Source organism: Enterococcus sp. DIV0170, from assembly GCF_051710765.1.
Lineage (GTDB): Bacteria > Bacillota > Bacilli > Lactobacillales > Enterococcaceae > Enterococcus_A > Enterococcus_A raffinosus.
Window position 1 is genome coordinate 858,938 of sequence record NZ_JBIOLG010000001.1, and the last position, 9,239, is coordinate 868,176.

Genomic DNA, 9,239 nt, shown 5'->3' on the forward strand with positions numbered 1-9,239 from the left:
GGAAAAATGAATTTCGATGTCTTACTCGGCTTTTTCGATATCTTAGCAAAAATCAAAATCCGTAGATACGTCTTCGTCCTCATGGTGATTATGATGACTCTTAGTTATCTGAAAGTACGCCATTCTCGTAAGAAGATTTCTAGAGAACAAGAAGACGCTATGATCGAAGCAAATTATCAAAAGGATGAGAACGGTCTCTATCCCTGGGAAGCGGACACCAATGATCATCCTAGTCGAGTAACAAAAGGAAGTAAGCCGATTAGGAAAAATTGGGGGCCTCAGCGGGGAAGATGGTAAGAGTCCGCCTCTCCTTTCATAAGGAACACAGCCACAGGAAGAACAAGGTAAAAGGAGCGTCTACGTGAAAGAAGTCAATGTGGAAAAATTAGTCAAACAACTGAAGCATGTGCCAATTGCTACGAAACAAAAGCATCTGTTCCTATCCATATCTAACGGAAAAGAACGTGCGAAGGTCAGAAATGTTCGAGGGGAAAGCTTACAAGACTGCATCGATTGGCTAAAGCTAGAGCTGGTGAAGGTGGAAGCGGCACATATTCGTGTGGATGCGGTTACCAATATTGAAGAATGCAGCTATGGGGAGCTCATGCAGCGCTTGTCCTTAGTAAAGCGTAATAATTATTTTCGAATGGGAATTGCCTTGGATCGGAAATTCCGAACGGCTTTTCTAGGAGAAGAAGTGATGGGCAGCGCGCTGATCCGTCCTTCAAAGAACCATCGAGTAGGCTTCAATAATCCAGAGCTGTCGATAAATATGCCGAACTTAGAACGCTATGTGCAGCGCAAATACCACTCGCCATTGAGGGAGAAGCTGAAACAAAAGACCTTCTATCTGTTTACTACCCAAGGCTTCTACTTTGAAGATCAAAAATGGATCAAGTTATCCACGAAGCCCGATCAAGAGGGAATTCGGGAGACAAATTATGGATTATTGCCGAAGCAGATCGACCATGCGATTGCACATGGAGAAGATTTCTTATTTAGGCAGATAAAGGATTCTGGACAGTTCATCTACGGATACTATCCGACTTATGATTACGCACTGACCGGCTATAATTCCGTTCGTCATTTCTCTAGTGTCTATGCCTTATTAGAAGCACAGGAATATCTAGGAAAAGACGAAGAGCTGAAGCGCTCAGAACAAGCATTGGATTGGGGAGTTGAAAATCTTCTGTTAGAAAAAGGCGGTGCCCAATACGTTCAAGAACAAGCACGTTCAGGAATCTCCATTAAGCTGGGTGCGCAGGCCTTAGCGATATTGGCAATGGCGAAATTTCAAACGATTACTGGAAATCCGAAATACGAGCGCATCATTAATCAATTGATACAAGGGATCGAGGATCGCTTTGTTAATGAAGCAGGAGAAACGACCCATATCTTAAACGAAGAGTTAGAGACGAAGAAAAAGTTCAACATCATCTACTACGATGGCGAAGCCGTCTTCAGTATTCTTCGCGGCTATGCCATTACGAAGAACGAACGGCACCTGCAATTAGCGAAAAAGCTATTCGACCGTTTCGTCGAGAAGAAGTACGAACGCTATCACGATCATTGGTTGAGCTATGCCACCAATGAGATTCTTTTATACCTTAATGAAAAAAAGTATTACGAATTCGGCTTGAAGAATGCCTTTGAGAATCTGAACTTCATCGAGTTTCGTGATACCGCCTATCCTACATTGCTGGAGCTGTTAATGGCAGCGATCAAAATGACGGATAAGGTTCAAGAAACCAGCTATTTTAAACAAGGCGAGTTTACTCAATTTGTTTCCAAAATAGAGTTTTGGCGCTTGCGACAGGTTGCCGCCAAACGTGCCGAAATCGAGATTGAAAAGGGGGTTATGTTTCCTGAGATGGCAATGTTTATGAAGTGTCCAGAGAAGATCGTGAACGGGTTCTATACGCGCCATGATAAATTCCGGATGCGCATCGATGATCAAGAACACTTTTTGAGTGGCTTGATTAACTTTTTTGACTATTTCTACAAGTAGCAAAAAAAGCCTCATATTCATAGCAACAAGAAACTTTTGATAAAGAAAGAAGGGGTTATTACACATGAGTAATGAAAAGAGAATCATTTATCGTCGTGAGCCGATAAAAAAATACAAAATGCACAAGGTGAAGAAACATTGGGTTGTTAAAGGTGGGGTAGCCGGTGCGATGATCGTCGGTTCTGTCGGCGCACCGATGGTTCCACACTTGGTACATGCGGCAGAGACCGAGGCAGTGGACCCAGGCGATGGCGAAGAGATAAAGACCAAAAGCCTAGAAGAAGTACAGGAAGAAACACCAACAGTAGAATCCACAACAGCGGCAGTTCCAGAAGTAGCTCCTGAAGTAACCAATGAAACAGAAGAACCAGAAACAGTGGAAGAAACGGCAGCGACCACTGAGGAATCCACAGAAGAGACAAAGGAAGCAGAAAATACAGAAGATACAAAAACAGCTGAGACTTCGGAAGCTTCTGAAAGACAAGCGCGGGTTGTTGAGAATGAGGATGGGACGAAAACTTATAGGGCTAATGAAGATGAAATGATCAATATTGAATTCTTTGATGTCTTGGATAGTGATGGGAATACAAGTACCCTAGTTTCAAACGATCATCTTGCTGATAATGGAGTCCGATTATCTTTGAAAGTGAATGCTACTGAAAATGAGATATTGAAAGAAGGTGACAAGATATTTATTCCAGTTTCAGTCGTTTCAGTAGGGTTTGAAGATAGAAATTATAATTTAGCATTTCCAGATTCATCTGTCATAGATGGTTTAGGAACTTTAAGCAGAGTTGAGGGTGGTGTAGAAATTACTATTTCTAACAAAATTGAAGAACCTCAAAAGTTTGAGATTTCATATGCTGGAGCGAAAGGATCGACTAGACCTAGTTTTTATCCTATCAATGGACTATATTCTAACGGAGAAATAGTTTACAACGTAGCTGGTTTAGAAAAAAAGTTACATACTACAAAAGGTAGTCTTCCAATTATTTCTCCAAAAGTGGATATTAATAATGAATTATCTAACGTAGTATCATCCACCAAAGTTAGTTTTCTGATGGGGGTGTCTCCAACTCAAATACTTTATAAAGAACTAAATAATCTTACTCAAACATATTCTAGTGAAGATATTATTAAAGTTGCAAGAATAACACCCACCGAAGGTGAGGTGATTGACTTTACAGGTAAAAACGGAGAAGATATCGGAACTAATGAAATGGATTCTAAACTCTCGTCAAGAGTGTATTCGCAGATTACCCCACCAACATCGGACGGAAAAGAACTTTATAATTTTTATCTTGGAAATGGAACTTTAAACAATCAAAAGTACAATATGAAATTTATTTCTGTTCCAGAAAAATCTTCAAATGAAGAAATCAGAGATATCTTAAGAAATGCAGGACCTTATTCTTATACTTCTTTTGAAGATAGTGATGGGAAAATCGTTTTTGCGAAAAATGAAGGATCTGTTTATAACGCCCCTAAACTAGAAGATCTACAGGATTACTCAGATAGCGGAGCAAAAACGCCTTCCGAATTTTTCGAAATGAAAGGTTTTCAAATTAATGAAGATGCCAAAGATCAAGTGGACAAAGCATACTCCCAAATTGGAGGATTTTTAAGAGTTCATTTTATGGTTTCTTATGCAGATGGATCAGTAGTCAACTCTGCTTCTGCTGAGGGTGTTACCTATGTATCAGATGCAGCATACAAGAAATCTTCTTCTTTGAGTACAATGCCAGACACGATAACAGTAGAAGGGCAAAGTTCAATAAAAATTAACTACGTGGATCAATCCGGTAATGCGATTAAAACAGTAACTAACAAAAGTGGTTGGCCAGAAGATCAAATGACAGTATCAGAAGAAGATTTGAAAATAAAAGGGTACACTTTAGACAAATCAAAATTACCAACAGGTGCTAATGGGGACACTGGTGAGGTGAACATAACCTTCCCAGCAGAAGGTGAAACGAAGGAAGTAACCTATGTTTATACAGCAAATAATTCTACCGTTGATGTGAAGTATATGTTAGATACAGATGGTGATGGTGTTGGCGATGAGCCTATTAACAATGGTAGCGACGATTCTACATTGACAGGGAAGTTTGGTCAACCTCACTTAGCTTTTGCCAAATCACCTCCTAAGGATTATCGAGATAAAAACTATGTGCTTACACAAGTTCCATCAAATGTGTATGGTTCATTTAATGAACCTACACCAGATGTTATCTATGTCTACCAAGAAGTGGGCAGCTTAGTTATTGATACGACTGCTTATGATAACAATGCTACTGGTTCTACAACCAAATATGAAATCAATGATGATTATACAAGTTTGAAGGATTTAATCGTTCCAACACCACCGACAGGTTACCATTATGTAGATGGAAATGGGAATACCTTGACTCCGGGAAGTGTGATCCAACCAGCCAAGAAAAATCAAAATACGACATGGTCACTAGCGGTGAATGATGCAAAAATTATCTATCATTATGTTCAATATGTTGACGGTCAACCTAAAAAAGTTGCTGACGACATTGAAGTAGCAGCAAAAGTTAAAGATGTGATTGAAGAAAAAATCAGTGTGGTTAATGGATGGCTATTTGTAGAAAAAGACGAAGATGTTTCTGATGCAGACATGATTGTGGATGAGAGTGGTACTTCTGAAATTACTTACGTATATCGCAAAATGGGGAGCTTTGTTCCTGAAAGTGACGATCCAGCGTTCCCTGGTGAGGAAAGTATTCAATATCCAAATGATCCGAATGATCCGAGCAAGATGTTAGATCAAAACGATCCGGACTTCCCAGTTATTCCTTATGTTCCGGGGTACACGCCTACGGATAAGGATGGGAATGAGTTGGAGTTAGTTGATCCAGATGATCCATCGAAAGGGTACAAATTCCCAGACATTGATGATCCTGGTAAAGATACAGTTATTAAATATGTAGAAGATGATGATTCAGACTCGGACAGTGATTCTGATAGCGACTCAGACTCGGACAGCGATTCTGATAGTGATTCAGACTCGGACAGTGATTCAGACTCGGACAGTGATTCAGATAGCGACTCAGATTCGGACAGTGATTCAGATAGCGACTCAGATTCGGACAGTGATTCAGATAGTGATTCGGATTCGGACAGCGATTCAGATAGTGATTCGGACTCGGACAGTGATTCTGATAGCGACTCAGACTCGGACAGCGATTCTGATAGTGATTCAGACTCGGACAGTGATTCAGATAGCGACTCAGATTCGGACAGTGATTCAGATAGTGATTCGGATTCGGACAGCGATTCAGATAGTGATTCGGACTCAGACAGCGATTCGGATAGTGATTCAGACTCAGACAGTGATTCCGATAGCGATTCGGATTCGGACAGTGATTCAGATAGCGATTCAGACTCAGACAGTGATTCCGATAGTGACTCAGATTCGGACAGCGATTCCGATAGTGACTCGGACTCAGACAGCGATTCCGATAGTGACTCAGATTCGGACAGCGATTCCGATAGTGACTCGGACTCAGACAGTGATTCTGATAGCGACTCAGATTCGGACAGTGATTCGGATAGTGATTCAGACTCGGACAGCGATTCTGATAGCGACTCAGATTCAGACAGTGATTCTGATAGTGACTCAGATTCAGACAGTGATTCTGATAGCGATTCAGACTCAGACAGTGATTCCGATAGCGACTCGGATTCAGACAGCGATTCTGATAGTGACTCGGACTCAGACAGCGATTCTGATAGCGACTCAGACTCAGACAGTGATTCTGATAGTGATTCAGACTCAGACAGCGATTCGGACAGTGACTCAGATTCAGACAGCGATTCTGATAGTGACTCGGACTCAGACAGCGATTCCGATAGTGATTCAGACTCAGACAGTGATTCAGATAGTGATTCAGATTCGGACAGCGATTCTGATAGCGACTCGGATTCAGACAGTGATTCGGACAGCGATTCGGATAGCGATTCAGATTCAGACAGCGATTCGGATAGCGATTCAGATTCAGACAGCGATTCGGATTCGGACAGTGATTCCGATAGCGATTCAGACTCAGACAGTGATTCCGATAGTGACTCAGACTCAGACAGTGATTCCGATAGTGATTCAGACTCAGACAGTGATTCAGATAGCGATTCAGACTCAGACAGTGATTCCGATAGTGACTCAGATTCGGACAGCGATTCGGATAGTGATTCAGACTCGGACAGTGATTCAGATAGCGACTCAGATTCGGACAGCGATTCCGATAGTGATTCAGACTCAGACAGTGATTCCGATAGCGACTCAGACTCAGACAGCGACTCGGATAGTGACTCAGACTCAGACAGTGATTCCGATAGCGATTCAGACTCAGACAGCGATTCAGACTCAGATAGTGACTCGGACTCAGATAGTGACTCGGACTCAGACAGTGATTCCGATAGTGATTCAGACTCAGACAGTGATTCCGATAGCGACTCGGACTCAGACAGCGATTCCGATAGCGACTCAGACTCGGACAGCGATTCGGATAGTGATTCAGACTCAGACAGTGATTCCGATAGCGATTCGGATTCGGACAGTGATTCCGATAGCGATTCAGACTCAGACAGTGATTCCGATAGTGACTCAGATTCGGACAGCGATTCCGATAGTGACTCAGACTCAGACAGCGATTCAGACTCAGATAGTGACTCGGACTCAGACAGCGATTCCGATAGTGACTCAGATTCGGACAGCGATTCAGATAGTGACTCGGACTCAGACAGCGATTCAGATAGCGACTCAGACTCAGACAGTGATTCTGATAGTGATTCAGACTCAGACAGCGATTCGGACAGTGACTCAGATTCAGACAGCGATTCAGATAGCGACTCAGACTCGGACAGCGATTCGGATAGTGATTCAGACTCAGACAGCGATTCGGATAGTGATTCAGACTCAGACAGTGATTCCGATAGCGATTCGGATTCGGACAGTGATTCCGATAGCGATTCAGACTCAGACAGTGATTCCGATAGTGACTCAGATTCGGACAGCGATTCCGATAGTGACTCAGACTCAGACAGTGATTCCGATAGCGACTCGGACTCAGACAGCGATTCCGATAGTGACTCAGATTCGGACAGCGATTCCGATAGTGACTCGGACTCAGACAGTGATTCTGATAGCGACTCAGATTCAGACAGTGATTCCGATAGCGACTCGGATTCAGACAGCGATTCTGATAGTGACTCGGACTCAGACAGCGATTCTGATAGCGACTCAGACTCAGACAGTGATTCTGATAGTGATTCAGACTCAGACAGCGATTCGGACAGTGACTCAGATTCAGACAGCGATTCGGATAGTGACTCGGACTCAGACAGCGATTCCGATAGTGATTCAGACTCAGACAGTGATTCCGATAGTGATTCAGATTCGGACAGCGATTCTGATAGCGACTCGGATTCAGACAGTGATTCGGACAGCGATTCGGATAGCGATTCAGATTCAGACAGCGATTCCGATAGCGACTCAGACTCGGACAGCGATTCGGATAGTGATTCAGACTCAGACAGCGATTCGGATAGTGATTCAGACTCAGACAGTGATTCCGATAGCGATTCGGATTCGGACAGTGATTCCGATAGCGATTCAGACTCAGACAGTGATTCCGATAGTGACTCAGATTCGGACAGCGATTCCGATAGTGACTCAGACTCAGACAGTGATTCCGATAGCGACTCGGACTCAGACAGCGATTCCGATAGTGACTCGGACTCAGACAGTGATTCTGATAGCGACTCAGATTCGGACAGTGATTCGGATAGTGATTCAGACTCGGACAGCGATTCTGATAGCGACTCAGATTCAGACAGTGATTCTGATAGTGACTCAGATTCAGACAGTGATTCTGATAGCGATTCAGACTCAGACAGTGATTCCGATAGCGACTCGGATTCAGACAGCGATTCTGATAGTGACTCGGACTCAGACAGCGATTCTGATAGCGACTCAGACTCAGACAGTGATTCTGATAGTGATTCAGATTCAGACAGCGATTCGGACAGTGACTCAGATTCAGACAGCGATTCTGATAGTGACTCAGACTCGGACAGTGATTCCGATAGCGACTCAGACTCGGACAGCGATTCAGATTCAGACAGCGATTCCGATAGTGATTCAGACTCAGACAGTGATTCCGATAGCGACTCGGATTCAGACAGTGATTCGGACAGCGATTCGGATAGCGATTCAGATTCAGACAGCGATTCCGATAGTGACTCAGATTCGGACAGTGATTCTGATAGCGACTCGGATTCGGACAGCGATTCAGATAGTGATTCAGACTCGGACAGTGATTCGGACTCAGACAGCGATTCCGATAGCGATTCAGACTCAGACAGCGACTCGGATAGCGACTCAGATTCAGACAGTGATTCCGATAGCGATTCAGACTCAGACAGCGATTCAGATAGTGATTCAGACTCAGATAGTGACTCAGACTCGGACAGTGATTCCGATAGCGACTCGGATTCGGACAGCGATTCCGATAGCGACTCAGATTCGGACTCGGACAGCGATTCTGATAGTGACTCAGATTCGGACAGTGACTCGGACTCAGACAGTGATTCAGACTCAGACAGCGATTCCGATAGTGACTCAGACTCGGACAGTGATTCCGATAGCGACTCAGACTCGGACAGCGATTCAGATTCAGACAGCGATTCCGATAGTGATTCAGACTCAGACAGTGATTCCGATAGCGACTCAGACTCAGACAGCGATTCGGATAGTGATTCAGACTCAGACAGTGATTCTGATAGTGACTCGGACTCAGACAGCGATTCGGATAGTGATTCAGACTCGGACAGCGATTCTGATAGTGATTCAGACTCGGACAGCGATTCGGATAGTGACTCAGATTCGGACAGCGATTCGGATAGCGACTCGGACTCAGACAGTGATTCGGATAGTGACTCGGATTCAGACAGCGATTCTGATGGTAAAGGAACAGGAACTGGTTCAGGTTCATCGAGTTCTGGAACAACTGCGAAGAAATTGCCAAGTACAAATACAAATGATGATCAAGTGCTCTATTCAGTAGCTGGATTAGGTTTAGTTTCGATGGGAGTAGCCTTCTATGGGGGATCGAAGAAACGCAAAAAAGGAGAGAACAAAGCCTAAGTCGTTGATGCCCGTTTAGAGAGAGGTCACGTTCTGTATTAAAAAGAGCGTGACCTCTTTTCT

3 protein-coding genes are annotated in these 9,239 nt (G+C 43.6%); all 3 read left to right on the top strand.

What is annotated here, in order from left to right; all coding sequences use genetic code 11:
* Positions 1 to 6: 6 nt before the first annotated feature.
* The 3 genes from IGI50_RS04175 to IGI50_RS04185 all read left to right on the top strand — a co-directional run bounded on the left by IGI50_RS04175 (position 7) and on the right by IGI50_RS04185 (position 9,176).
* Positions 7 to 297 carry a hypothetical protein gene (locus tag IGI50_RS04175; protein ID WP_438776247.1) on the top strand — a complete coding sequence of 97 codons (291 nt, stop codon included), beginning with the start codon at positions 7 to 9 and terminating at the stop codon, positions 295 to 297.
* A 64-nt stretch (positions 298 to 361) separates the two neighbouring features.
* Positions 362 to 2,008, top strand: coding sequence for a hypothetical protein (locus IGI50_RS04180; RefSeq protein ID WP_438776248.1), 1,647 nt, complete (start codon positions 362 to 364; stop codon positions 2,006 to 2,008).
* A gap of 64 nt (positions 2,009 to 2,072) precedes the next feature.
* Positions 2,073 to 9,176: a MucBP domain-containing protein gene (locus IGI50_RS04185; protein ID WP_438776249.1), complete on the top strand. Its 7,104-nt coding sequence runs from the start codon at positions 2,073 to 2,075 to the stop codon at positions 9,174 to 9,176.
* Positions 9,177 to 9,239: the final 63 nt, after the last annotated feature.